This window comes from Sphingobacterium sp. UBA7631 (assembly GCF_002483935.1).
In the GTDB taxonomy this organism is placed as follows: Bacteria; Bacteroidota; Bacteroidia; order Sphingobacteriales; family Sphingobacteriaceae; genus Sphingobacterium; species Sphingobacterium multivorum.
Genome location: NZ_DLIX01000011.1, coordinates 416,059 through 441,359, shown reverse-complemented (window position 1 = coordinate 441,359; position 25,301 = coordinate 416,059). Strand labels below are relative to the sequence as shown.

At 39.3% G+C, this 25,301-nt stretch carries 22 protein-coding genes; 11 read left to right on the top strand and 11 right to left on the bottom strand.

The window, feature by feature from the left end:
* Together B3P16_RS24230 and B3P16_RS24225 are read left to right on the top strand one after the other, a co-directional pair.
* Positions 1–2,364, top strand: coding sequence for a GAF domain-containing protein (locus B3P16_RS24230; protein WP_286844888.1), 2,364 nt, complete (start codon positions 1–3; stop codon positions 2,362–2,364).
* Between the two features lie 96 nt (positions 2,365–2,460).
* Positions 2,461–3,072, top strand: a complete 612-nt coding sequence (locus B3P16_RS24225; RefSeq protein ID WP_088163355.1) for a trimeric intracellular cation channel family protein — start codon at positions 2,461–2,463, stop codon at positions 3,070–3,072.
* Between the two features lie 122 nt (positions 3,073–3,194).
* Here B3P16_RS24225 and def read toward each other — a convergent pair whose 3' ends face one another.
* Positions 3,195–3,776, bottom strand: a complete 582-nt coding sequence (gene def / locus B3P16_RS24220) for a peptide deformylase (protein WP_286754250.1) — start codon at positions 3,774–3,776, stop codon at positions 3,195–3,197.
* Between the two features lie 264 nt (positions 3,777–4,040).
* Here def and B3P16_RS24215 point away from each other — a divergent pair, with 264 nt between their 5' ends.
* The 5 genes from B3P16_RS24215 (at position 4,041) to B3P16_RS24195 (ending at position 10,503) form a co-directional block, all read left to right on the top strand.
* A complete protein-coding gene (locus tag B3P16_RS24215) occupies positions 4,041–4,820 on the top strand; it encodes a hypothetical protein (RefSeq protein WP_070562811.1) in 780 nt (259 codons plus the stop codon).
* A gap of 64 nt (positions 4,821–4,884) precedes the next feature.
* The gene (locus B3P16_RS24210) at positions 4,885–6,057 is read left to right on the top strand and encodes a Gfo/Idh/MocA family protein (RefSeq protein WP_070562808.1); all 1,173 of its coding nucleotides are present in this window, start codon (positions 4,885–4,887) and stop codon (positions 6,055–6,057) included.
* Complete coding sequence (gene miaA / locus B3P16_RS24205) at positions 6,054–6,953, top strand: tRNA (adenosine(37)-N6)-dimethylallyltransferase MiaA (protein ID WP_286844886.1); 900 nt, start codon at positions 6,054–6,056, stop codon at positions 6,951–6,953. Before B3P16_RS24210 ends, miaA begins: the two co-directional genes overlap by 4 nt.
* Positions 6,954–7,023: 70 nt before the next feature.
* Positions 7,024–7,869: a GLPGLI family protein gene (locus B3P16_RS24200; RefSeq protein WP_286768828.1), complete on the top strand. Its 846-nt coding sequence runs from the start codon at positions 7,024–7,026 to the stop codon at positions 7,867–7,869.
* Between the two features lie 3 nt (positions 7,870–7,872).
* On the top strand, positions 7,873–10,503 hold the full coding sequence (locus tag B3P16_RS24195) for a hypothetical protein (RefSeq protein WP_286844884.1): 2,631 nt from the start codon (positions 7,873–7,875) through the stop codon (positions 10,501–10,503).
* A gap of 80 nt (positions 10,504–10,583) precedes the next feature.
* Here B3P16_RS24195 and B3P16_RS24190 read toward each other — a convergent pair whose 3' ends face one another.
* The 5 genes from B3P16_RS24190 to B3P16_RS24170 all read right to left on the bottom strand — a co-directional run bounded on the left by B3P16_RS24190 (position 10,584) and on the right by B3P16_RS24170 (position 15,866).
* Positions 10,584–12,137: an Rne/Rng family ribonuclease gene (locus B3P16_RS24190; protein ID WP_046673301.1), complete on the bottom strand. Its 1,554-nt coding sequence runs from the start codon at positions 12,135–12,137 to the stop codon at positions 10,584–10,586.
* Positions 12,138–12,440: 303 nt separating this feature from the next.
* The gene (locus tag B3P16_RS24185) at positions 12,441–13,277 is read right to left on the bottom strand and encodes a tetratricopeptide repeat protein (protein WP_070562796.1); all 837 of its coding nucleotides are present in this window, start codon (positions 13,275–13,277) and stop codon (positions 12,441–12,443) included.
* A gap of 18 nt (positions 13,278–13,295) precedes the next feature.
* Positions 13,296–13,580, bottom strand: a complete 285-nt coding sequence (locus B3P16_RS24180) for an HU family DNA-binding protein (protein ID WP_046673299.1) — start codon at positions 13,578–13,580, stop codon at positions 13,296–13,298.
* Positions 13,581–13,827: 247 nt separating this feature from the next.
* Positions 13,828–14,874, bottom strand: coding sequence for an 8-amino-7-oxononanoate synthase (locus tag B3P16_RS24175; protein WP_286844881.1), 1,047 nt, complete (start codon positions 14,872–14,874; stop codon positions 13,828–13,830).
* A gap of 23 nt (positions 14,875–14,897) precedes the next feature.
* Entirely contained in the window at positions 14,898–15,866 is a 969-nt protein-coding gene (locus tag B3P16_RS24170; RefSeq protein ID WP_286768101.1) for a D-2-hydroxyacid dehydrogenase family protein, read from the bottom strand.
* Between the two features lie 270 nt (positions 15,867–16,136).
* Here B3P16_RS24170 and B3P16_RS24165 point away from each other — a divergent pair, with 270 nt between their 5' ends.
* The 4 genes from B3P16_RS24165 to B3P16_RS24150 all read left to right on the top strand — a co-directional run bounded on the left by B3P16_RS24165 (position 16,137) and on the right by B3P16_RS24150 (position 20,997).
* A complete protein-coding gene (locus B3P16_RS24165) occupies positions 16,137–18,284 on the top strand; it encodes a TonB-dependent receptor (RefSeq protein ID WP_286844879.1) in 2,148 nt (715 codons plus the stop codon).
* 152 nt (positions 18,285–18,436) lie between these two features.
* The gene (locus B3P16_RS24160; protein WP_286844877.1) at positions 18,437–19,051 is read left to right on the top strand and encodes a tetratricopeptide repeat protein; all 615 of its coding nucleotides are present in this window, start codon (positions 18,437–18,439) and stop codon (positions 19,049–19,051) included.
* A 6-nt stretch (positions 19,052–19,057) separates the two neighbouring features.
* A complete protein-coding gene (locus B3P16_RS24155) occupies positions 19,058–20,125 on the top strand; it encodes a sensor histidine kinase (RefSeq protein WP_286844876.1) in 1,068 nt (355 codons plus the stop codon).
* Positions 20,126–20,247: 122 nt separating this feature from the next.
* Positions 20,248–20,997 (top strand): LytR/AlgR family response regulator transcription factor, encoded by a 750-nt coding sequence (locus tag B3P16_RS24150; RefSeq protein WP_286844874.1) that lies wholly within the window; start codon positions 20,248–20,250, stop codon positions 20,995–20,997.
* Between the two features lie 128 nt (positions 20,998–21,125).
* Here the strand turns inward: B3P16_RS24150 and B3P16_RS24145 are convergent, their stop codons facing one another.
* From B3P16_RS24145 to B3P16_RS24125, 5 genes are all read right to left on the bottom strand, one after another.
* Positions 21,126–21,593, bottom strand: coding sequence for a hypothetical protein (locus tag B3P16_RS24145; protein WP_286844873.1), 468 nt, complete (start codon positions 21,591–21,593; stop codon positions 21,126–21,128).
* A 7-nt stretch (positions 21,594–21,600) separates the two neighbouring features.
* A complete protein-coding gene (locus B3P16_RS24140) occupies positions 21,601–22,077 on the bottom strand; it encodes a hypothetical protein (RefSeq protein WP_112375143.1) in 477 nt (158 codons plus the stop codon).
* Between the two features lie 150 nt (positions 22,078–22,227).
* Positions 22,228–23,358, bottom strand: a complete 1,131-nt coding sequence (locus B3P16_RS24135; RefSeq protein WP_286844868.1) for a hypothetical protein — start codon at positions 23,356–23,358, stop codon at positions 22,228–22,230.
* A gap of 190 nt (positions 23,359–23,548) precedes the next feature.
* Complete coding sequence (locus B3P16_RS24130) at positions 23,549–24,163, bottom strand: CPBP family intramembrane glutamic endopeptidase (protein WP_286844866.1); 615 nt, start codon at positions 24,161–24,163, stop codon at positions 23,549–23,551.
* A gap of 271 nt (positions 24,164–24,434) precedes the next feature.
* Positions 24,435–25,292 carry a LytTR family DNA-binding domain-containing protein gene (locus tag B3P16_RS24125; RefSeq protein WP_286844863.1) on the bottom strand — a complete coding sequence of 286 codons (858 nt, stop codon included), beginning with the start codon at positions 25,290–25,292 and terminating at the stop codon, positions 24,435–24,437.
* Positions 25,293–25,301: the final 9 nt, after the last annotated feature.

Here is a 25,301-nt window from a genome sequence, read left to right as displayed (position 1 = left end):
ATGGAGATAAAGAAAGTACAACTCACAACGGCAAAAAACGCCAATACGTATACAAATGGCAGGCTAGACTTTGAACCATTTTTCAAATACCTGGAATCATTTATTGAAAATGGCACTTCATCGGATGAAATGATTCCTTTGTTTGCGTTGGAACGCATCAAAGAAATAGAACATCTCAACGGCAAACTCTGCAAGCAGAATCTCAATGCCTATAAAGATATTCTGCAATTGATTTATAGCCTCTCCGTATCGTTGATTGACACTGCTCCAAAAAGGTACTGGGCACTCACAACAGCCCTAGCAGAAGAAGCCTTCTATGGAACCGAAGCCTTTTTCGACCTATCTAGCCATCAGCTTGTGGAGCAAGAAATGCAAGGGAAGATGCGTGCCGGAAGCCTTCTTACGAATCAAGAAAAGCTTTTTTATACCCTCATCTTCGATAGACTCTATGGCTTTTCTCCCAATGAAAACAGCAGCATTGTGTATCATCACCTCAATGATCAGGGGGAGATTATAGATTATTACGATTTAGACATCGATTTTAAATTTGTTGAGATCAAAGCAAAAAAGACATTGCCGGCACTTGATATAGGTCGTTTATCGGAAAACCCCAGTGATTCCATTTTTGACTGGAATACCGTTATCAATACCGTTAAACTGGAAGATTTTGAGTTATCGGGCTTTAGCATGGTGACCTTAAGAAAGACCAGTACGGAACATACCTTACGGCGAATCCAGTCCATCCTCCTGGATTTGCCTACATACAATTACCACCTCTTTTTAGCTGATTTAGAAAAGATAATCACACCGCTATTAAAGGGGCCTGATACGGTATTTAGTCTATTTCCGCTGTTCCAATTAAATGGGGTACCATTTTTCGATTATTCAATCACCAATAAAAGCATCTTGTTTGCTGAAGCGTATACCGCCAATAAAACCTTTAAGATCAATCCTGAAATCGCGGGCTACCTAAAGCATCCGCATGTGATATTTTATACAAGTAATGCGACGAATGGTATCCGGAATACCACGTCCATTTTCGACGAGCGGATTAGCTTGTCGGAGGTAACGACCTATTTGTGTATTCCGCTCATTCATAATCATTCTCTTTCAGGCATATTGGAAATATACAGCCGTGAACAAGATCAGCTCGACAATGAAACCATGCAAGCCTTAGGTTCTCTGGTTCCGCTTTTATCACAACTAGCTCAGGATATCACCCTGGAATTTAAAAAACGTATCGACGATATCATCATTAACCGGTTTACGACAATACAGCCTTCGGTTCAGTGGAAATTTAACCATATTGCGGCCCAATACATTCAGGAACTGGAAAACGACAGTCGGGATGCGCATATCAAAGCGGTTGTATTTGAAGAAGTCTATCCGCTCTATGGTGCTGTCGATGTCAAAGACTCTACGATCATACGAAACGCCTCTATTCTCAAAGACTTTAGCTTCAAGGTCAAACAGCTCGCCATGCTTATTGATGAGCTCTCGTTAGACGGAAAGCACAAATTGATTATGACTTTTTCAGCACGGGTCGATCAAATTACAGAATCTCTTGACCATATCTCTTTTGATGAATCGATGGTCAAGATCATTGAGTTCTTCAGAAAAGATGTGCAGCCATTTTTAGAAGAAGCCAGAAAGCAATTCCCATCAAAAATAGCGGTGATTGAGCATTATGCGAAGCATTTTTTCACCAATCGGGACACAGGGGAGTTTTATCGGAATGAGTTTGAAACTTCTCTACGCCAGATCAATCAATTGATCAGTAGAGAACTGGATCATTTCAATAGCTTCATCCAGGGAAATTATCCGTCTTATTTTCAAAAGTTCAGGACAGACGGTATTGAATATGACATTTATATCGGCGAATCCATTACGCCCCAACAATCGTTCAGCTACGAATTCATCAATGTATTTAGGCGTCAGCAAATTGTTTCGATGGCCAGAATTGCGCTGAAAGCATACCATGCGAAAGATACGCTGCCACTGGCTTTAGAAACAACACAACTGATTTTCATCAACCCACATAGCATTGATATCAGCTTCCGGGAAGATGAAAGGAGGTTTGATGTCGAGGGATCGCTCAATATCCGTTATGAAATCATCAAAAAGAGGATAGACAAAATTCGGATAAAGCGAACCAAAGAACGACTTACCCAGGTCAATAAAATTGCTATTGTCTATTTATCGGATGAAATCCTGGAGGATCTCATGCTAAGTATACAGGCAATTTATGACATGGGCATTATTGAGCATACCATCGAACATTTAAAATTGGAAGATGTACAAGGAATTGCGGGGTTGAAAGCAATTCGCCTTTCGGTGAATTTAAACTATCAAGATTTCTCCTAAATTTGTCCAATAAAGGGAAGTTTATCCCCGTTGATATAGGCTAAATGGGACAATGTCAGATGGAGGATTTAACATATTGATTTAAAAAGGATTACCATGATTACTGATGCCAACTATTTTTATCTAAGCGATTTGCTTGGCACTTTATTTTTTGCAATATCGGGTACCCTGTCGGCAAAACGTAAAGATATTGATATTTTTGGGGCAGCCTTTTTAGGGTTTGTGACAGCCATTGGCGGTGGGTCGATGCGGGATGTATTTTTGAATCTACGCCCAGTATGGGTCAATGATAGCAATTATCTCATCGCTATTTTCCTCGGAATTTTAATTGCCATTGTCTTCAACAAACAGTTGTATGGTTATTATCGCACGCTGACACTTTTTGATGCCATCGGAATTAGCTTTTTTACCATCCTTGGGGTACAAAAATCACTCAACTACGAAAGCAATACCTATGCTGCCATTATCTTTGGAATGTTCACCGCGGTATGTGGGGGGATGACGCGCGATGTGCTACTCAACGAAACCCCACTAATCTTTAAAAAAGAAGTATATGCTACGGCCTGTTTAGGTGGAGGGCTCACGTATATCTTGCTGGTGCACCTTGATCTCGACCTCTCCTGGGCGGCATTTATTGGGGCTGCTGTTGTCTTTTTAATACGAATGACAGCCGTTAAATATCGTTTGTATTTACCCCGCTTGGATTGAGGAAAGTCCCTCTTAGCATGTAAACTTTCTAGAACACGTCTCACTGGATGACCGATTCCATATTAAAAATGGATTAAAAGACAGACTAGAAGGAAGCGACAAAGAAAAAGCGTTAGTATGAACTAACGCTTTTTCTTTTGCTGTGGGAATTTCATTTTATAACCAACACGAATATTTCCTTTCGCGATAGCATCCAATCGACCTTTTAGCATCGTCTTCTTCAAGGCACTCAATTTGTCGGTAAATAGTTTACCTTCAATATGATCATATTCGTGCTGTACCACTCGGGCAGCCAAACCTGTTAAGTCTACTTCATGCTCTTCAAAGTTCTCATCTAAGTAATTGATGCGAATATTCCGGTGACGCAATACGTCCTCATTAATATCTGGGATACTTAGACAGCCTTCACCGAAAGCCCATTTTTCACCAGACTCCTCAACCATGATGGGATTGATGAAAACTTTTTTGAACGATTGGAGCATTTCTTTGTTTTCTTCATCATCTTCTGCGAAAGGAGTTGCATCGATAACGAACATACGTATAGGCAAACCTACCTGTGGAGCTGCCAAGCCAACACCATGCGCTGCATACATGGTATCGAACATATCATCAATCAATTTCTTTAAATCTGGATAGTCTTCATCTATTTCTTCAGCGACCTTTCTTAATACAGGATCGCCATACGCCACTATCGGAAGTTTCATATGTATTATAATTATTTATAAGTGCAGATACTCATTTCTACCTGAGCTCGTTACACGCTGTTTGCTTTTAAAGTCACTTGGCGCCTGTTGTAATTTTAGCACGTTTTTATTTTAGATCATGTCAGGCTAATTGCTCTTCCTGAGTCATTGTACTTTTTTAACAAGGATACGCTGTCGCTCCATTATATTCTTGGGTACAAAGGTACGGATAATTATTAAAAGTGAATATTTCGTCAAAACTTCCATAAAAGTTACTTTTGTTTTATGGATCCTTCGTTTATAAATTTGTCGACACAGTTCAAGCTTAGGCTAGAGCAAGCTCTTGAAGTTTCATTAGCGCTTTGTCATGTTGATGGATTTATACAAATATCATCTCCGGAATTAACAATTAACATTTTACTATACCCTCACGAGAAATCCGTGAGACGTGATACTTCCGATCCTTGTATTCATATCGATGAAGACCAATTAATAACAAAGTTTGATTTGATCGTCAGGCGCATTGTTTCTAGAACAAAAAATGACAAACGCATTTACGCCCGTAATACTGTCGTTGCCCGGATCGACAAAAGAACGAGTTTACAGTTCCTCGTGGAACATCATTTACAAACCGCTCTTCCCGGCAAGTATCGTTATGGCCTTTATGAACAGGGAGAGCTTGTTGCGGTCGCGGTATTCTCTGGAGGGCGCCGAATGTTGGATAAAGATGAAGATTATCGCTCATTTGAACTATTACGCTTTTGTAATAAAACAGGTATTAATGTCATAGGGGGCCTTAGCAAATTAATTAAAGCCTTTTGTAGCGATTTCTCGCCAGGAGACATTATGACTTTCACCGACCGTGATTGGAGCCAACATTCTTCGCTCGAAAAAATTGGGTTTGTTGCGAAGGAAATAACTGCACCTATCAACTTTTGGATAGCAGAGACAAAAAGATATGTTTATCGCAATACAGAAGAGCTAAAGGTATTAATGGAACAATATCCGAATGGCTTTCCAAAGGAAAATATGGGCAGCATCAAGATGATTTTATATGTAAAATAAGCTAAATTGTGTATATTGTACACTGTAAGGGTTTGAAAAATAAATAATCAAAAATAATAACGTTATGAAGAGAAAACTTCGCATGGGTATGGTCGGAGGCGGAAACGATGCCTTTATTGGCGCTGTACACCGTATTGCTGCTTTTATGGATGGCAAGATTGAACTGGTTTGTGGTGCATTTAGTATTGATCCACAGATTTCAAAACAATCTGGAGAAGACTTATTTGTAGCTCCTGAGCGTGTCTATCTAAACTATGAAGAGATGATCGAAAAAGAATCTTTGCTTCCTGAAGGCGAGCGTATGGATTTTGTAACGATCGTAACCCCCAATTTTCTACACTTTGCTCCAGCTAAATTAGCGCTAGAAAAAGGTTTTGATGTTGTTGTTGAAAAACCAATGACAGTATCTGTTGAAGAAGCAAAAGAATTACAGGAAACAGTAGAGCGCACAGGCCGCACACTGTGTCTTACGCATACGTATTCCGGCTACCCGATGGTTAAACAAGCCAAAGCGATGGTCAAAGAAGGCCACTTCGGTAAGATCAGAAAGATTGTGGTTGAGTATCCACAGGGTTGGTTAAGCCGACTAACAGAACGCGAAGGTAATGCCGGGGCCGCTTGGCGTGCAGATCCGAAACGCTCAGGTAAATCGTTGGTTATGGGTGATATCGGTACCCATGCTGCGCATTTAGCGGAATATGTATCGGGGTTAAAAATCCAAGAACTATGTGCAGACCTCACAACATTTGTTGAAGGTCGTCTATTGGATGACGATGGCTCGGTGCTTTTGCGTTTCGAAAATGGTGCTAAAGGTGTATTAATGGCTTCGCAAATTTCAGCCGGAGAAGAAAATGCCGTTCGTATCCGTATCTACGGTGAAAAAGGTGGATTGGAATGGGCAAATGAGGATCCGAACAATTTAATCATCAAGATGCTTGATCAGCCTCGTCAGCTTTATCGCACAGGAAATGCTTACGCAGCGCCTTATACGTTGAGTTCTTTTGCAACACATAATACCCGCGTACCAGCAGGTCACCCAGAGGGCTTATTGGAATCATTTGCGAATATCTACCGTAATTTTGCGGCAACAGTTACGGCAAAACGTGAAGGACAAATTCCGACAGCTGAACAACAAGATTTTCCAACAGTTTACGATGGCGTAAGAGGCATGGCTTTTATCGATACTGTCGTAAAAAATAACGAAGGAACAGAAAAATGGACTAAATTTGTTCTGTGATAGACAGATTAAAATATACACTTTCTCTTTTGGAACAGCAAACCGTTCCGAAAGAGAAAGTTATCGTTATCTTAGGACCTACAGCTTCAGGAAAGACGAAACTAGCCGTTCAACTGGCGCAACGCATCGATGCTGAAATCATCAGTGGAGATTCCCGCCAAATCTATAAAAGAATGGACATCGGTACGGGAAAAGATCTATCGGAATATCAAGATATTCCCTATCATCTTATCGACACCCATGAACCGGGAGAACGCTATCATCTCGGAAACTTTATCGCTGACTTCCATCAAGCCCGACAATCCATTCTAGAAAAGGGAAAACATACTATCCTTTGTGGTGGTACAGGCTTATATATCCAAAGTGTAATCCAACAAAATCCATATGCGCTGATCCCATCTATCGAAGGCCTCAAGGAGTCATTACTTCCCCTCCCAGAGACAGAGTTGTTAAAACGCCTTCAGGAATATACACTACCCGCGAATTTCCAAATCGATCTTTCGACCAAAAAACGTATCATCCGCGCAATAGAAATATTAGCATTTTTAGATACTCACCCCGATCACATCGCTCAGCAACAAACGGTAGATAGCATCGTTATCGGATTAAATCCGTCAGTGGAAATCCGACGCGAACACATTAGCCAAAGATTAAAACAACGATTAAATGATGGCTTATTAGCAGAAGTGGCAAAACTCCTGACCGAAGGGATTACACACGATCAGCTTCAATACTATGGCCTGGAGTATAAATATGCGTCATTCCATCTCCTTGGACAGCTCGATTACCCGGCCTTTACCAAAAAATTGGAGACAGAAATACATCGCTATGCCAAAAGGCAAATGACTTACTTCCGAAAAATGGAAAAAGACGGTATAATTATCCATTGGGTTTAAAAAAAAATAACAATTGTTCTCTATCATAAAAAAAATTTCATATTTTTAAAAGAACCTTATAACAATTGTGATGAGAACATTATCGCTTATTTTTGCACTGCTTGTCTGTGCCCTATTTTCATTGAAAGCACAAGAAAAAGTTATCGCCGAAGTTCATTATCAATTTAAACATAACAACGATACGACCAAAAATGCGGTACAGCTAACGGATGAAACAGTCACCTATCTCGGTAAAGAAAGTAGTCTCTATAGAACCTACTCAGATATTCTCGTCAAACAACAGTTAGATGCCAAAACTTCAGCTCAAGATTTTGACGGCAATTTAACGTTAAAAATGCCTGCCAGTCCCCCGGTTCTGGATGGATACATTATTTATCCTTCTTTAAAAAAGACCATTCATATAGCGGGAATATCGTCTCCGGCAGATGCTTATTCATGCGAAGCTCCCTACGAAAGCCAGGACTGGGAAATAACAGATGAAACTAAAACTATCGGTGGATACCTTTGTCAAAAGGCCACATGTCGATTTAAAGGAAGGGATTACACGGCTTGGTTTACGACAGAACTGCCATTTTCTTTTGGACCATGGAAGCTACATGGACTACCGGGGCTTATTCTTTCGGTACAAGATTCCAAAAACGACGTCAGCTGGGAATATGCCGGCTTTCAAAAACAACCTTCGGACCAATCACTTCGAATTGAGCCTTCAAAAAGTGTTATACCCGCAAAAAAAGAGGAAATTCAAAGACTAAAAACGGCATTTAAAGAGAATCCCAGCGCCTATTATGAAACACTTGGGGCAACTGGTCGCGCAAACCCTTTTCAGATCGATTATTCTAAAGTCCAAATCAGCTTCGATGTTCAAGGTCAAGCCCCTTCAACACAAACAAACAATCCTATCGAATTAGCGCCATAGTTTATGCCCAAAAATTTTGTGCTGTTTGTCTGTTTTTGGCTATGCGGCTATTTCTGTTATGGGCAACATCAGATCTCCGGGGTTTTATTAGATAACACGAGTAAGCAAGGTATTCGCGCAGCAAGCGTTAATCTAAAATCTAGTGATGGAAAAGTAATTTCCTTTAAAATAACGGATGCTCTTGGGCATTTTGAAATGATAACATCCAAGGATCTAACAAATGCCTACATAGAGATCAACCATATCGGGTACAAACGTTTCAGCCAAACACTTGGGAGCCAACTACGCAACCTTCAAATCATACTCGAACAAACCACTATTTTATTGGAGGAAGTCAAGATCAAAAGTGCGCCTAAAATAGCACGCAGCGGGGACACACTCACCTACAACGTGGCTGGATTTGCTGACCCCAATGATCGAACTATCGGCGATGTATTGAAGCGAATGCCTGGGCTGGAAGTCCTTGAAAATGGTGAAGTGAAATACCAGGGCAAATCCATTTCAAACTTTTATATCGATGGGGATGATTTGCTGGCTGAAAAATACGGTTTGGGGACAAAATCAATATCCCCAGATTTAGTTAAAGACATACAAGTCATATCTCATCATGAGCATATTAAATTGCTCAAAAATAAAAGGTATAGTGATGATGTTGCGCTAAACCTGGTAATAAAAGAAGAAGCTAAACTAAAGCCGTCCGGTAGCATAATGCTCGGATTGGGAACTCCCAAACATTTCGATGGAGATCTAAACACGATGATGTTTAACAAAAAAGTGAAATTTCTCAATGCCCTGAAAGCAAATAACATCGGTCAGGATCTTGCTATTTACATGGAAGAAACGAGATCACAGGCAAAAATTGACAATCTACTTTCTTTAGGAACAATCGGCAGCCCTCCTTTAGAGAAAAGAGATTACCTCCAGAATAAGACCGGCCTTTTCGATTTCAATTTTTCAAAACCGATTAAAAAAGACTGGTCGCTACGTACGAATATCCAGGGATTATATGACAGAAACAACATTCATTATGAAGGGAAAAACACCTATTATACTGAAAAGGGGGATATTTCATTCCATGAGATTCAGATTGCACAAATTAACACTAAGGCCGCGACCGGGCAAGTGACAGTTGAGCGCAATACCGATCATTTTTACTTTAAAAATTCCTTAACAATGGGGCTAAATAGTGAGGATTCCGAATCGAGTATCTCATCAGATACAATACCGATCGACAACAATATTCATCATAGGTCCAAAACGATCAACAATCAACTGATTTATGTGCCGGAGCTTAAAAATGGAAATATTATCCAACTTCAATGGTCTAGTAAATATTATACAAAGCCCCAGAGACTACGCAGTTCTACCGAAGTATTCAATGACCTGTTTTATCCAGTCATATTTGATAAGATAATCCAACATGTCAATGTACCGACCTTCAATACTGTCGCTTCGCTGGGATATCGCCTCCCCAGCGGTAAAATAAACCAATACTACGGTATAAAGCTCGAATTAGAAAATCAACGCCTTGAATCTAACATCGAACTCCTACAGGGAGAAAAAATTTTCAATCCGTTGCTAGATTCAACAATAAATAGAATGAATTGGTTACGCACATCCAGTGAATTCAATGCACATTATGCTTGGAATAAAGAGCGTTTTAAATCAAATTTATCCTTGCCTGTCGCCTTTATCCATACCCGTTTTGAAGACAAAAATTATCAGCTCAATAATTGGAAAAATCTCATCCAATTTACACCCAGCTTTAGCGCTCGATACCATATTGGCTATGATGATGAACTTGCATTTTCCTATAAAAATAGCAACAACTTGGGAAATATAGATGCTGTTTATCGCGGTTTGATTATCCAAAATTACCGAACTAGATCTTATAATAGCTCAGCCAATCCAGTGAGCAGAAATAATGATTTTTTCTTGAACTATAAATTGGGACAATCGGTTAAATTACTGTTTTTTCATTTTGGACTAGGTTATGAAATTCACTCAACAAACAATATGATAGCCACTACAGTTACAGACTCATTGACGGCGACACAACTGATTGCAAAAGAAAATTCTATGCACAGCTATACAGCTACCATCGGTCTTGATAAATATATATTCAAGCTAGGGGCCCTATTCAAACTGAAATTCAATTGGAGACGATCAAACTACAATCAGTTATTTAACAAGGAAATATTACCCATTGCCATTACTTCTTATGAACTACAACCTGCTTTCAACAAGAAATTTTTCAGAAGGATAGCACTAGATTATAATAGCTCCATTAATCTATCATTTTCTTCCCAGGGCAATGCATCGTCAGATCGTCGTATTCTTTTTATTACGCAATCGATGAACTTCCCCATCAATATCACAAAATCAGTATTACTTAAATGGAATCTTCAGCACCTTTTTAACAAACAGCATGATTATAAGAATACAAATTATTTATTCTGCAACGTCATGACAAGATATAGTCGATGGGGAATGGATTTTGAACTGGATATACGCAACCTAGCCAATATAAAAAGTTTTGAAACAAACTCCATAACAGCCAATGTACAGTCGCAGAATCGTTATGAACTGCGGGGACGAACGGCTCTCCTTAGGGGAATTTACCATATCAAATAGGTTTCTTATAGGAATTTAAATGCTATAAAAACAAAAAAGGGTTAGTATCACTACTAACCCTTTTCGTTAATCTCTTTCTATTATAACTTAATTTCTTCATCCTTCGCATTGAAGAAATGGAATTCAGTTAGATAATATGACGTCATTGGATTTACTTTAATCCATTTTCCGTACTTCATGAACCATTTCATTCTTTTAGAAATCAAACCAGACTTAATGTAGGCGTCTATATAAGGGTGAACACATAAGGTCACCTTCTTTTCGTTCTGTTCTTGAAGAATAAAGCTCAAATTATTTTCTATATCATCCATAAGGACAATACTTGATCGGATTTCACCTGTACCATCACAAGCCGGACATTTTTCGTTTGTGACAATATTCATTTCAGGTCTAACGCGCTGACGTGTAATTTGAACCAATCCAAATTTACTTGGAGGCAAAATCGTATGTCTCGCTCTATCCGCTACCATACATTCTTTTAAGAACGTATACAACTCTTTTCGATGATTGGGTTTATGCATATCGATAAAATCGATGACTACAATTCCGCCCATATCACGCAAACGCAGCTGTCGCGCAATTTCTTTTGCTGCTTCCATATTGACCAGCAATGCATTGTCTTCCTGATTCTCCTTATTCGCAGAACGGTTACCACTGTTGACATCAATGACATGCAGGGCTTCGGTATGCTCAATAACGAGATACGCACCACCAGGCAATGTTACCGTTTTGCCAAAAGCTGCCTTGATTTGCTTTTCAACTCCGAAATGATCAAAAATTGGCTCTTTATGTTTATAAAGTTTGACAATTTTCTCCAAATCTGGAGATATATCGTGTATATATGATTTTGTTTCTTCGAAGATCGAAGGATCATTAACATAAATATGTGAAAACTCGTCTGTCAAAATATCCCGTAGAATAGTGGATGCACGATCCATTTCGCCAAGAACCTTTTGAGGCGGTTCAGCATTACGAAGACGTTTGGTAAATAGTTCCCATTTTGAGATCAGGTCCAATAAGTCACGTTGTAGTTCTTCAACACCCTTACCTTCGGAAACTGTACGAATGATAACACCAAAATTAGCTGGCTTAATCCCTTCGACAATCTTTTTTAGGCGGTTGCGTTCATTACTACCTTTGATACGCTTGGAAATGGAAACAGTACTTGAGAAAGGTACCAAAACGACAAAACGACCTGCTATTGAAAGGTCTGAACTCAGACGCGGTCCTTTTGTTGAAATGGGTTCTTTGGCGATTTGTACTGGCACGAGCATATTTTTGCTCAAGACATCAGAGATCTTACCAGCTTTATCGATATCCTTTTCAAGTTTTAAACTATTGAGCAGTTTCTCTTGATAACTGCCATTCTTCACTATACGCGTAAGCTTTAGCAAAGATTGAACTTGAGGACCCAAATCTAAATAGTGTAGAAAAGCATCCTTTTCGTAGCCTACATCTACGAAAGCTGCATTAAGCCCAGGCATAATTCGCTTGATACGTCCGAGATAGATATCTCCAACAGCGAAGTTATTGTTTGCGGGCTCGCGGTTAAGTTCAACAAGCTGCTTATCTTGTAGTAAAGCAATAGTTACCCCTTTATCAGGAGTTGAATCGATAATTAATTCCTTTACCAAAAGCTACTCATTTTTGATACCTATGCAATATCCTATCGCAATCTTGGGTATCCGATTAAACATTTAAAGAACGTTGTTACGAAAAAAACAATCTACATCCCCTTCACAGACATGTAGATCGTTTCGTAAAGCTATCTCAGCAAAATGGGCCAAGATGTTTAAAAGCTTATCACAAGACTATTTTTTCTTGTGTCTATTTTTTCTTAAACGTTTTTTACGTTTGTGAGTAGCCATCTTGTGTCTTTTTCTTTTTTTTCCGCTTGGCATAGCTAAATTTTTTAATGATTATAAATAATAAATTAATTACTTGCTCAATTCGGCAATCTTTCGATCGATGAATTGTGATAGGGAAGGATCGGCTGCCAGTTCCTTACTTTTTTGAAAAGCTGTAACGGCTTCCTTTTTCATCCCAATATTTTCATAGCCTGTGGCTAAGTAAAAGTATGACTCAGCATCGGGTTTTTGATCGATAACGGTCTTAAAACGCTCGATGGCTTTGTCAAACTGACGGGATTGTAATGAAAACAATCCCAAAGTTTTGTTTGCTTCTAAGTTTTTAGGATCGGCAGCAACGACTTCTCGCAACAAGGCAATACCTGCCATAGGGTTGTTCGTTCCCGATACCATTGCGGCACCCAATCCTGTTTTTGCATCTAAACTACTTGTATTCGCTTTTAACGCAGCCTCATATGCATGAATAGCATTTTGATTCAACGCTTGAGCTAAAGTAGAATCCTGCAAATTTGTATAAGCGGCACGATAAGCATTACCTGCTTTCAACCAATACTCAAACTTCGGTGAAACCTTCGCCATTTCCTCATAGATGAAAGCCTGAGGGGCTGGTTTTGCGACATCATCCCACTTATTTGCCAACTGTTGCAACAGCTTTATCTTATCCTCTCCAGAAGCTTTTGCAACTTGGCCCTCAATATCGGAAATTTCTTTGACTAAACTAGCATCTAAACCTTGTTTTGTCATCGAAGATATATTTTCCAAATTTACTTCATTGGACGGCTTCGACTCAGATGCTGCAGCAGTTTGTTTTTCTTTGTTCACCAAACCTTTAATAGGCTGCGCTAAAAGCACAGCAACCAAGGCTACTACTGATCCTATGACTATTATCTGTTTGGTTTTTGCCATTTTAATCTATTTTAAAGATTATTTATTGCCATTCTTTACTTTCTCTACGAAAATTTTTGCTGGCTTGAAACTAGGAACAAAGTGTTCTGGGATAATGATTGCTGTATTTTTTGAAATGTTTCTTGCAGTCTTCTCAGCTCTTTTTTTGACTACGAAGCTACCAAAACCTCTTACATATACATTTTCTCCTCCGATCATTGCGTTTTTGACAACTTTAAAGAACGCCTCTACGGTTTCTTGAACATCTACCTTCTCTAAGCCAGTTTTGGTAGAGATTTCTGCAATAATTTCTGCTTTAGTCATATCTATTTTACTGTAATTATTTATTTTTCAACCCTTAAGCCAACTAATGTTTGGGGATGCAAAAGTATTGTTTTAAAATGAGTAATGGAAATTATTTAAATACTTTTTTGATAAATAAGCTTCCAAAAGCCAAACATTTACAATCAATTAACGAGACATTACGTTCGACCAACCCTTAAATAAACCTCAAAAATAAAAACAATTATCTAATTTACAAGATGTTGACTTATTAGTTGTCATATAAAAATCAATATATGCCAATTGCATGACTTAGCTGATCCAAATCCGCCTTGGTATGGTGTGCATTTACCACAATCCGATTTAATAGGGGATCTGTAGCAAGGGGATAAGGAAAACTTGACACCAGTACTCCCGCATTCATCAGCCTCGCATAAAGGCCCGTATCCGTTGATGAAAACACCGGAAAATTAGCAACAGCGTTTAATTCAGACCCCATATGTGCTTTGAAGGAATTAATATTATACTGCAACTTTTCGAATTGCCGTAAATAGATCTGCTCTCCATGGATAAATGCATATAAGCTCGCTGGCGAACTTGGAGAAGCCCCTGTATAAAAGTTTGATCGCTTGAAATACTTAATTCGTTCCTCATCGGCCAAAATCAATCCAGCATCTGTTGCCAGGCCTTTCGCCAAGGATGCGACGACAATCAGCTCAATATTAACCTGTTGAAAACTACTCTTATCTAATGAAATGCCATTCTTGCGCAAAACTCCTATTCCGTGAGAATCATCCAAGAGCAGTATAATTTTTTTGCCCGAATCAATACGATTGAAAACAGTGAAATCGTATAATTCCGGGCGCATATTGTCCAAGCTGTTACTAACGATGATAAATGATTTTTGGGCTGAATGATTGATATACTCGATCGTTGCATTGGCCCAGTCATCAAAATGTCCAGTTGCTGCAGGCTTTTTATCTAACCATAAAGAAGGGTGACATGCGGGTGCGTACAATACTTCGCCTTCAGCCGCCAAGGTTCTTACAAGAAATTGCGTCGCCAGATATCCACTTGAGAGCAACAGACTTGCTTCAAAACCAAAACGCATTGCAGCATATTCTTCCGCTTGATCAAATATGGCCTGTTGCACATTATTATTTCGTGAACTGCCATTGTTAATACCATATCGCTGTATACCTTCTATGAAAATAGCAGCATATGCTTGATCTGTTGCCAGCCCTAGATAGGAAGTTCCACCGAAAAAAAGATATTCCTTACCGCCGACCACAATAACTCGACCTGTTGGTTGTTCTAAATGTGTAAAATTATTCATCTATATATAGCCGATTCATTTAATTAGTGGGTCAATACTTCGGGGTTAGCGATATGCTGTGGATTACCCTCGGAAAAGGCTACAATATTCTCAAAAGCAAGTCTAAATAATCGTTCATAACCATTCTTCTCCACATAGCCAATATGTGGCGTACAGAGCACATTTGGTAGCTGCAATAAAGGATAGTTAGGATCAAAGATTGGCTCGGACTCATAGACATCTACCGCAGCCATTCCCGGAACACCTGTTTCGAGTGCGGTCAATAGTGCACCCTCTTCAACCAACTCTGCACGGGAAGTATTGACAAAAAGTGCAGTCGGCTTCATAGACCGGAGATCTTCGAGCTTTACGATACCTCGCGTCGCAGGCACTAACCGAAGGTGTAAAGTAACAACATCTGAAAAATGAAAAAAATCGGATTTACTTGTTGCAGCTAAAAAACCGTCTTTTACAGCTTCTTCTCGGGAATTTTCGCTTCCCCAAACAATTACTTGGGCACCAAAAGCCTTTGCATATTGCGCTATTCGCTTCCCTATTTTTCCATAACTCCATATCCCGATTGTTTTTCCGGAGACACATTCTCCTATGTTCGTTTGCCATAGGCCTTTGTCCATATCTGAAAGAGCCTTAGGTAAACCTCGGAGTGCATTCATGATCAAAAGCCAGGTCAATTCAGCTGGAGCAACAGGAGAACCCATGCTTTCTGCAACAGCCACATGAAAGCGGCTACAAACAGCCAAATCCAAATGATTTGAAATTTTGCCCGTTTGGCTGATCAACTTTAGCTTGGGAAGCTGGGACAACAGTTCTTCTGTAATCTGGGTCCGTTCTCTAATGAGCACTAGCGCTTCCGTATCGCTTAATTTTTCCGCCAGTAAAGCCGGATCTGCATAGGACTGTTTCAATATTTGGACATCGTGACCATCAAGAATTTTGAAACAGTCCAACTGTCGGACAGCATCTTGATAGTCATCTAAAATGGTTATTCGCATTTTTTTGACTTAATTTTAAACTCTCATTTTCAATATCCAACGAAAGTAAAAGGCTTTTATATCCCTATAACTTCATCGCATATAAAAGCAATATAGTACGTTCCCATCTTTCCATTGCGGAACTTATTTAGGAAGGAAATTTTGCTTTTCGATATCAATTTACAGCATAAAGTTGGAATCCTGCAATTCGTCATGATATTTTGACATTCCATCCACTCTTTTTCGCAGAAGCACTTACAGCCGCTGATATTTGAATAAAAATAAAGAAAAATGAAGCTGTTATTAACCTTACTATTTTTAAGTATTACCATCGTATCGGCACAGTCTATCTTAAAAGGGAAAGTACAGGGCAAAAACGGCAAACCGATATATTTAGCCAATGTTTTTATTGAAGGCACCTATGATGGCGGCACGACTGATTCGCTTGGAAACTTTATGTTTGAAACTAGTGAACAAGGTACTAAAATGCTGAAAGCGTCTGTTGTGGGCCTCCCAACATATAGTAAGTCTATCCAGCTTCCTCAGAAAGAATTGCTTATTATTCAAATGCAAGAAAGTGAGAATCGCCTACAGGAAGTCACGATTCAGGCAGGGGTGCTACAAGCCAATAGCTCCGGAAAAAACACGGTAATGAGTGCATTGGATATTGTCACTACGGCAGGCAGCATGGGAAACATCATCAGCGCATTAGCAACATTGCCCGGTGCACAGGTTGGGGGAGAAAATGGACGTCTTATGGTTCACGGTGGAGATGCCTCCGAAACACAGACCTACATCAATGGAATCAGAGTAGCCCAACCTTACACCGCAACACCAAATGAAGTTCCTGTAAGGGGTCGATTTTCACCCATGCTCTTTAAAGGCGTAAATTTCTCTACAGGTGGTTATTCGGCAGAATTTGGTAATGCGCTATCCAGCATTCTAGCCCTAAACACCGAAAATACCATAGAACAACGCAAAACAGAGTTTTCACTATCTTCCGTTGGACTAGGTTTGGGACATACCTTACAATGGGGCAAAAACTCCCTCACCTTCAACAGCAGTTATACCAACTTAAAACCTTATTCCAAAATTATTACGCCAGATATCAAATGGACAAAACCCTATGAAAACGCCTCCGGAGAAATGATCTATCGCCATCAGTTTAAAGAAGGCTTTCTAAATATCTATGGGGCATACAATTTCGAAAATATGGGACTTTACCAAGCAGACATCAATTATGAGCAACCTGTCCCATTGAAAAAGAAATCCAACAATGCCTACGCCAACATTAGTTACAGTCAGAATCTGGGAAACCGATGGACTTTCCAGTCCGGCATTGGCCTAGGCTACCTGACCGATAAGCTGCACTACGATGACGTTTACCTACCTAATGAAGAAAAAAGTCTTCACTTAAAAGGAATGCTAAGTAAGGTCTGGAACAATAAGATTAAAAGTATTGGCGGAATAGAATATTTCGACACCAATTATCAAGAAGAATATCACCGACAAACCATTGGTTATCACTACGGGTATCATAGCAAGATGACCGCCGTATTTACGGAAACGACCTTCGGCATCCTCCCGAACTTAATCGGGAAAATCGGCTTACGAGAAACCTCCTCCAATTTGCAGTCGAAGAACACTTTAGAACCAAGAGCTTCGCTGGGCTACGCATTAAATAAATATACGCAGCTCTCACTTGCCTATGGGAACTTCCATCAGCAGGCACCAACACCTCTATTAAAATATGCCCCTCAGCTTGGCTGGATGGAAGCCAATCACTATATCGCAAATTATTTCTATGCCCGTGGAGGGCACTTACTTCGCTTAGAAGCTTATCATAAAGAATACAACAATTTGGTAAAATACAACAGTGCGACGCCAAATTACGACACCCAATATGACAATAACGGAAGCGGTAAGGTCAAAGGCTTTGACCTATTTTACAAAAACAACAGCAGCATCAAAAACCTCCAATACTGGATTTCATATTCTTATACGGACAGTAAGCGAAATGACGCGAATTATCCGACAACAGTTACTCCCCCTTATGTCTACAAACACAGTTTCTATATCGTTGGAAAATACTGGCTACCCAGTCTACGTTCACAGCTCAGTGTGACAAATTCGTTTGTATCCGGCAGAAATTACAATGATCCCAATCAAACAGTATTTATGAATAGCCATACAAAAGGTTACAACAATCTTTCTATGAGTTGGTCGTTCCTTTATAGCCAGCAAAAAATTATCCATTTCTCCGTCAGTAATGTTCTTGGCGCTAGCCCAATCTATGGCTATCAATATGCAGACCGACCAAATTCACAAGGAATCTATGACCGTAGACCGATTGTCCCTACCGCCAAGCGCTTTGTGTTTCTAGGCTATTTCTGGACAATCAGTAAAAATGAAAAAGACAATCAATTGGACAATCTATAATAAGCATCAACTCATCATCGAAATCCGTCGGTCCATCCAAAATTATTTCTGTTTGCAGCGAAGGATTGCCAACTTCAATAACAATCAATAACATATACATCAAACACAACAGCAATAACTTAGAAAAATATTTAAACTAAAAACGAAAGATCATGAAATCATTTATTATCGTCCTCATCTGCCTTATAAGCGGCAGCGCGTTTGCACAAGGCAATTTTGAAAAAAGTATGGGACAAGCCATGAGTCTATGGCAATCGGGAGAGACACAAAAAGCGGCCGCTCTTTTAGAACGTATTGCACAGGCAGAAAAGGACAATTGGATTCCTACCTATTATCAGGCCATGGTACTGACAACAGCATCCTTTAGGGAGAAAAATAAAGAGACACAGGCAAAATATATACAGTCTGCAGAAGAAATACTAAACAATAGCGCCCAGGACAACAATTCAGAATGGCTTGTACTGAAAGCGATGAACCAAACAGCATTGATGATCACAGATCCCATGACAAAAGCCAAAGAGCTTTCGCCTAAGATTATAGCTCTATATAAAAAAGCCATCTCCCTTGCGCCAAACAACCCCCGGGCTGTATTGGGACTAGCGGAATTCCAAATAAACGCAAAAAAATATTTTAACCAGGATACCAACAAAGAATGTGAGGATGTAAAGAAAGCACTATCTTTATTCGGTGAAGAGAAGATTACTACGCCATTTGCACCTTCATGGGGCAAAGATCGGGCAGAACAACTCGTAAAGGAATGCAAATAACACGTTGTGAAAAAAGCACCATTTAAAGCGATTATACAAGCACTACTCGCAAGCCTGGTCGTGACCATCTATTTTGTGGTTGTGGCCAAGCTTGACCATAATGATGTCCCTTGGGTATCCATCATCTTTCACCCTAATATGGTCCGAGGTTTACTATATGGATTTTTTCTCTTTCTGGGTCACAGCTATCTATCAAAATGGGTCGGAAAAAAGTACCCGAACAGTAAAGATTTTGGGAAGAAGATGATTGTTTTTTACAGTATCAGTTTTTTCTTGACCGTACTGGTCGTTTTTATTGTCAATGCTTTTTTCTCCGGACTTTTTAACCCTGGTGTTCCCAAAAATTTCGCTCAGCGTTTCCACCAATTTATTCATCAACAACGTGTTGCATATTATTTTCAAACCGCGATGATATCTTGGTGCATTTCAATGATTTTTTTTGGTTTCTATTTCTATAAAAGATTCAAAGATTACCAAATCAAAGAATCTCATCAGGAAAAACAACAAATAGCAGCACAATTTGAGTCGCTCAAGAATCAACTCGACCCACATTTTTTGTTCAACAGCCTGAATGTATTGAATGGATTAATTGAGGAAAGCCCTAAAAAAGCCAGCATGTTTACGACAGACCTTTCTAAGATATATCGCTATGTATTGGAACAAAGGGACAAAAGCATCGTTTCTTTACAGGAAGAGCTTACTTTTTCAAAGGCTTATTTAAACCTCTTGAGTCTGCGCTTCGAAACCGGTATACAGATCGATCTACAGATCAATGCGGAACAGCATACTGGTTTTATATTACCGCTTTCCCTTCAATTACTGATCGAAAATGCAATCAAACACAATATTATTTCGATCAGGAAGCCGCTTTTATTGAAGATTTATAGAAAAAATAATTACCTCTATGTTGAAAACAATCTTCAAAAAAAGAAAGTGCTCCATGATCATTCGGGAATCGGTTTGAAAAATATTCAGGAACGTTATGCTATACTGTCCAATCTACCTGTGTATATTCAAGAAAGTGATCTATTATTTTCTGTCGGACTGCCTATTATCCATGAAATAGTCTCTTAAAAGTAACCTGCTCTTAATAAACATGCGGGAGCTAAGCACAGCAAAAACAATAGCAAGGGCACAACGATTCAACAAATTAAGCAATACAACGGTCTGATGATCGATAAGCACGTAAAAAAGTAATGAAAATAGTAATTATAGAAGACGAACTCCCATCAGCGAGATTACTCCAAAGAAAACTGGAGGCCCTCGGTCACACGGTAGCTGCTGTACTGCAGACTGTGGAAGAATCCATTGAGTGGTTCACGTCAAATACCGAACCTGATCTACTATTGTTGGATATTCAGCTCGCGGATGGGATTTCATTTGACATCCTGGAGCAGGTGAAACCCAGTTCGGCCATTATTTTTACCACCGCATACGATGAATATATGTTGCGTGCTTTTAAACAAAATAGCATCGATTACCTGCTGAAGCCAATTGAAGATGAAGAATTGGAAAATGCAATTGAAAAATTCCGCCAATTTAGACGCCCCAATCCCCAGTTCGATCTGGCATCGCTTCAAGCGTTGTTTAGAAACCCTGCCCCAACATTTAAGGAACGCTTTACAATCAAAATCGGCCAAAGTCTAAAAGTTGTGACAAGCCAGCAAGTTGAATGCATTTACAGCGAAAACAAAGGCACTTACCTTTATACCAACGAAAATGGAAACTATCTTTTGGATCAGACATTGGATGCACTAACACCGCAACTGTCACCCAAAGCATTTTTTAGGATCAATCGAAGCACGATTATTCAATTTGATGCCATCAAAAATATTGCTGTACATTCCAATGCCCGGCTAAAAATATACCTCAAGCATTATAAATCCGAAGAGCTCATTGTCTCCAGGGAGAAAGTCTCAGCCTTCAAAAAATGGCTTGACAATTAGTCTTGCCGTTCCCAAAAAGTAAGATAGGGTAATTGCTTTACAAGAGAAATAGGCTAGCACAAAAAAATGGCCCGTCAAATTTAGCGTTTGGCAGACATAACCAAGCTAAGACTAGGCGCGAAACTAAGCTACATATTGATCCGATAATTTAGCGGAATACTAAATCGGAGCGACACCGCAAAACCCTTTATCGGATTATAATCTTTTTTTTCATTGATGGAAAATCCATAACCAAAATCAAGATCCACCAATGTAGCCAAGCTCACTCCAACTTTGGGGGTAATGGTATATGGAGTAAGTTCTGTACGAACAAAAGGAGTCAAGACATACGTTTGGGGATAATACGTTATTCCGGCCTCAGGGATTACGGCAAACTTTTTTTGTGTCCATGTAAAGTTAGCTGTAGCATCTGCTCGCAGTATATGATCTCCACTAAAAGGAAATGCGAAATAAGCGCCGGTTTTTAATATACTGCCTTTTTGGAACTGATAACTCAGTGAAGGGCCGATTAAATAATCTTGCGCTTTTAGATTGCTAACCAGCGCTAACAACACAACAAGTGACCCCAGGAGTTTACAAATCGTCTTACTGCGCATTTTTCAATTAATAAATATGAAAATTGAGCGGAATATTTACCCCTACTGAAACGGTAATTCCGTCAATCGGCTTAAAATTTTTCTTCGTATTGTAATCAAATCCATAACCTATTCCCAGATCCACAATGGAGAATAGACTGGCCCCCACTTTTGGCGTTATAGTGTAAGGTGTTAACTCTGCTTTCACAAAAGGGAAAAGAACAAAATCATTTAGATAGTAAGTAAATCCCAGCTCTGGAATAACCGTCGTTTTACCTTCCATCCAGCTGAAATTAGCTCCGGCATCAATTTTCATATATTGAAAATCATTCGGGGCAAATAATCCCCAGCCCGAAACTTTCAGAAAATTACCACTTTGATACTGATACCCTACTGAAGGACCCCAGATCCATTTATTATGTTGTTTCCAGGGCTTATCTTGTGCTTTAGACAACGTAGTAAAGAGAAAAAGGATAGTAAATAACGATAATATTCTTAGTTTCATCCAGCTAAATTACAAACTATAATCTATTTTATGGAATACAACAGGTGCATGCCAGAATAGTTTTACTTAAAACAGAAAAATAGTAAATATATACGCCTACAGCAAATGAATAAAAGTACAGTTTATGCCGGTCTTTAATTATATAGATCTTTAATAAGGTAATATCCTTATTCGGATAAACTGTGATCGTTCGTTCAACGATCCTTCATCGCCCCAATAGCCATCAATATGGTTGGCAGCAGTATATATGCATCCATCTTTGCCCCAAAACATCAATTCCTCTTTCCAAGTTGGCATCCACTCTTTAAAACTAACAAAAAGCATCGGCGTCACCTTTCCTTGTTTCACGTGGAAGAGCTGCAAGTCACCCGTCGATTCATAGGGATCAGCGTGTAAAGTCATCAGATAATTTTTATCGGCAGAAAAGAAGGGATAATCTCCACATTCCACAATAAGATGACCGTCTTGTTTATCAAAAAGCCGCACATCAGCACTTTCCCAGTAATTCCCATCAACAGCAAAAGCATTTAGAAAATCATAATGTCCTTTATACGAATAACTGGCTTCCAATTCATTATCGATATCCTTATCTGTAAAAATTAACTTTTTTCCATTGGTCAAAGGCAATTCTAGGGTTTTTCCGTTTTTAGGATAAGACAGGGTATCCTTGATCAAGTAATTTTTAGCCGTATTCTGAGCGGCTAGGAACGTTTGCTTATCAATCAACTCTAACTGGAGATACTTATCTAAAGAATGCCCCTTTTCATAATACGTTTCTTTACCATTTATCGTAAGTGAGACGATTGAATTTAAATCCCTGGGGGAAATTGTAATCTGATCCTGTTTCCCCAGCTTGGACTTCGCTACATACACCTTTTCCCATCGCGTAATATCACCTGTTTCGCCATTTCTCCCTTTGTAATCGCGCTGTATACGGTCCATGACAGCAACCCATTCTCCTTCTTCACCGATCACATCGAGCTTGGTGCCATAGGGATATTTTCCTAATAGCGGAGCCGCTCCATCTGCACCTTGTCTAAGTTCGACTCCAGCACGATCAACAACATAGATGTTTTTTAAAACCTTTGTCCTGTCATAGTCAATCGGCAAAGGAGGAAATTTAGCAGCATCCATCGTATCCTTCACGGCAATGGTTTTAAGTTCAGAAGAATCCTTTAAATCTGTATTATTAACCCTCGTATTGTGACCACAGCTCAAGATTCCCATGAATAATGTCGCTCCAAGGAATAAAGATAGGGGTGAAAATAGTTGTCTATTCATAAAGGTCAAGGTAGCGATTCCCATGCCAAAAAAAAATACTGGTTTTCAGGGGTTCTCCGAGAGCAAATACGATTATCCAAAGGTTCACAGTTTTAGCGAAGTAAAATCTAAAGCTCATTCCAAATTTGGACTAGATCCTTTGAATAGGATATCTATAGCCACAAAGGCTCGTTAAAACCCCGCGGAATTTTTAATCTTTTAGCCATAAATTTTTCCCTTTAATTTGTAAACCGGCCTCTGACTTCCGTACATGAACAATTGTACTAATGATAGCGATAAAGATGGTCAAGAAGCGGAAAAAATTGCTCCATCCATTTCCTGCAGCATTGTCTGCAACATCAAAGATCATCCATGCCAAATTCATCAAAACATGAAGTGCTATCGGTATCCAAAGATTAAAACTCCATTCGGCATACAACCACGAAAATAGGATAGAGCCGAAGAAAGTCGTACAAAAAATCAGGGCCAATTCTCCCAAATCCTGACTCTGATAAAGATGCAGTATAGCAAAAAGGAATGAGGTGGCTAAAATGGATGGAATAAAACCTAGTCGGGTATAGCGATAAACTAAACCAAAAAAATAGGCCCGAAAAATCACTTCTTCAAAAAAACCCGATGACACACTATTTATTAATAGCGTGTTCGGATCTATTTTGCGGTTGAAGGTAAAAACAAGGGCATAGCCCAAGAACATGGGTAAGGTGGCTATAATTCCAAAAGATAGCCCCTGTAAAAAAGAGCCCTTTAAACCAAATTTTTCCAAGAACTCATTCGGCACTTTAGGTTTAAGCAGCGTTGCCCCCAAAAGCAGTGGTCCAAGGCTAATTTAATACGTCAGCACATGCCCCAAAAATCTACTGTGGACATAGTTGCTCATCGTGGGTTGAAGCCTAGCAAAAAACAAATTATCAAGGATAAAGTATATTCCGAAGAACAGGAATAATACCAGCAGGTTTAAACTTTTTGTGTTCATCTTTTTTTTGAGCAAAATTATGCCCCTCATGATGAGTAAACAAAGTTATGTGGCGTATGGCAAGACTTAGGGCTGACTGACAACAGCGAGGCGATCTTCTGCCCTATAAATACGGTCTAACTGATTCCATAGCAGACCTTGAAATAACAGCACAATCTTCAGTATCTGCAAAACGTAACAAGAAACCTTGGGCATTCCCTTCCTTTGCAATTACTTTTTCAAAGTTAACAAGAAACGACCGATGACATCGGTGAATAGACATTGTATTCAAGAGTTCAGACAATCGGCTCAACGTAATTCGTACCATCTGCTTCTTTACCGTACCATCCTTCCTAAAATAGATCATGCAATAATTATCCATTGATTTTGCAAAAATAAAATCGCTTGGCAGTAACTTTAACGATTGATTACCATTGGGGATATCGACCAGCCCCAAATGACAGTCATTCATTTGGCTCAATATGATCGCTGGCTTTTTCGATAAACGTTCAATCGACGAATTATTCTTTTCATAATACGAATGACGCTTATCAACTCGAAGCAAAAAATAAATCGTAGCAATTGGGCTGTAAAGTGAAAGCGTGTAAAATCCAATATAGGGGAGGTTATTCCACTGTAATGGGGCCTGATTGATGAACCAGCCATGATAGACGAAATTTAAAAAAACTGATAATAGGAGCACAAGAAAAATACGAAATAGCTCTATCGCAATTGTTCCTCTTTTTTTACGTAAGAGGACAGAAATTAAGGCATATGCAACGAATAATATAACCCCATATCCGGATAACAAGCTAAATTTATAGGCATGCTCAAAATTATACGTTCCAAATGGCTGAAAAACCAGTAGGAATACATAAGCGGATAAGCCGAGTAAAGAGGCATAGGTGAGCAGCTCTCTTATGGAGACAATTTTGGGAATTACGCTATTTAAATAATTTAGAACAGGCTTTTTATACATCATGATTGGATA

What these genes read in the sequence shown, in the direction of transcription:
- B3P16_RS24160 (WP_286844877.1), top strand. Translation starts at nt 18,437, where the DNA reads ATGAAATCATTTATTATCGTCCTCATCTGCCTTATAAGCGGCAGCGCG.
- B3P16_RS24195 (WP_286844884.1), top strand. Translation starts at nt 7,873, where the DNA reads ATGCCCAAAAATTTTGTGCTGTTTGTCTGTTTTTGGCTATGCGGCTAT.
- B3P16_RS24185 (WP_070562796.1), bottom strand. Translation starts at nt 13,277, where the DNA reads ATGGCAAAAACCAAACAGATAATAGTCATAGGATCAGTAGTAGCCTTG.
- B3P16_RS24210 (WP_070562808.1), top strand. Translation starts at nt 4,885, where the DNA reads ATGAAGAGAAAACTTCGCATGGGTATGGTCGGAGGCGGAAACGATGCC.
- B3P16_RS24225 (WP_088163355.1), top strand. Translation starts at nt 2,461, where the DNA reads ATGATTACTGATGCCAACTATTTTTATCTAAGCGATTTGCTTGGCACT.
- B3P16_RS24230 (WP_286844888.1), top strand. Translation starts at nt 1, where the DNA reads ATGGAGATAAAGAAAGTACAACTCACAACGGCAAAAAACGCCAATACG.
- B3P16_RS24150 (WP_286844874.1), top strand. Translation starts at nt 20,248, where the DNA reads ATGAAAATAGTAATTATAGAAGACGAACTCCCATCAGCGAGATTACTC.
- B3P16_RS24180 (WP_046673299.1), bottom strand. Translation starts at nt 13,580, where the DNA reads ATGACTAAAGCAGAAATTATTGCAGAAATCTCTACCAAAACTGGCTTA.
- B3P16_RS24200 (WP_286768828.1), top strand. Translation starts at nt 7,024, where the DNA reads ATGAGAACATTATCGCTTATTTTTGCACTGCTTGTCTGTGCCCTATTT.
- B3P16_RS24215 (WP_070562811.1), top strand. Translation starts at nt 4,041, where the DNA reads ATGGATCCTTCGTTTATAAATTTGTCGACACAGTTCAAGCTTAGGCTA.
- def (WP_286754250.1), bottom strand. Translation starts at nt 3,776, where the DNA reads ATGAAACTTCCGATAGTGGCGTATGGCGATCCTGTATTAAGAAAGGTC.
- B3P16_RS24165 (WP_286844879.1), top strand. Translation starts at nt 16,137, where the DNA reads ATGAAGCTGTTATTAACCTTACTATTTTTAAGTATTACCATCGTATCG.
- B3P16_RS24140 (WP_112375143.1), bottom strand. Translation starts at nt 22,077, where the DNA reads ATGAAACTAAGAATATTATCGTTATTTACTATCCTTTTTCTCTTTACT.
- B3P16_RS24125 (WP_286844863.1), bottom strand. Translation starts at nt 25,292, where the DNA reads ATGATGTATAAAAAGCCTGTTCTAAATTATTTAAATAGCGTAATTCCC.
- B3P16_RS24135 (WP_286844868.1), bottom strand. Translation starts at nt 23,358, where the DNA reads ATGAATAGACAACTATTTTCACCCCTATCTTTATTCCTTGGAGCGACA.
- B3P16_RS24175 (WP_286844881.1), bottom strand. Translation starts at nt 14,874, where the DNA reads ATGAATAATTTTACACATTTAGAACAACCAACAGGTCGAGTTATTGTG.
- B3P16_RS24170 (WP_286768101.1), bottom strand. Translation starts at nt 15,866, where the DNA reads ATGCGAATAACCATTTTAGATGACTATCAAGATGCTGTCCGACAGTTG.
- B3P16_RS24145 (WP_286844873.1), bottom strand. Translation starts at nt 21,593, where the DNA reads ATGCGCAGTAAGACGATTTGTAAACTCCTGGGGTCACTTGTTGTGTTG.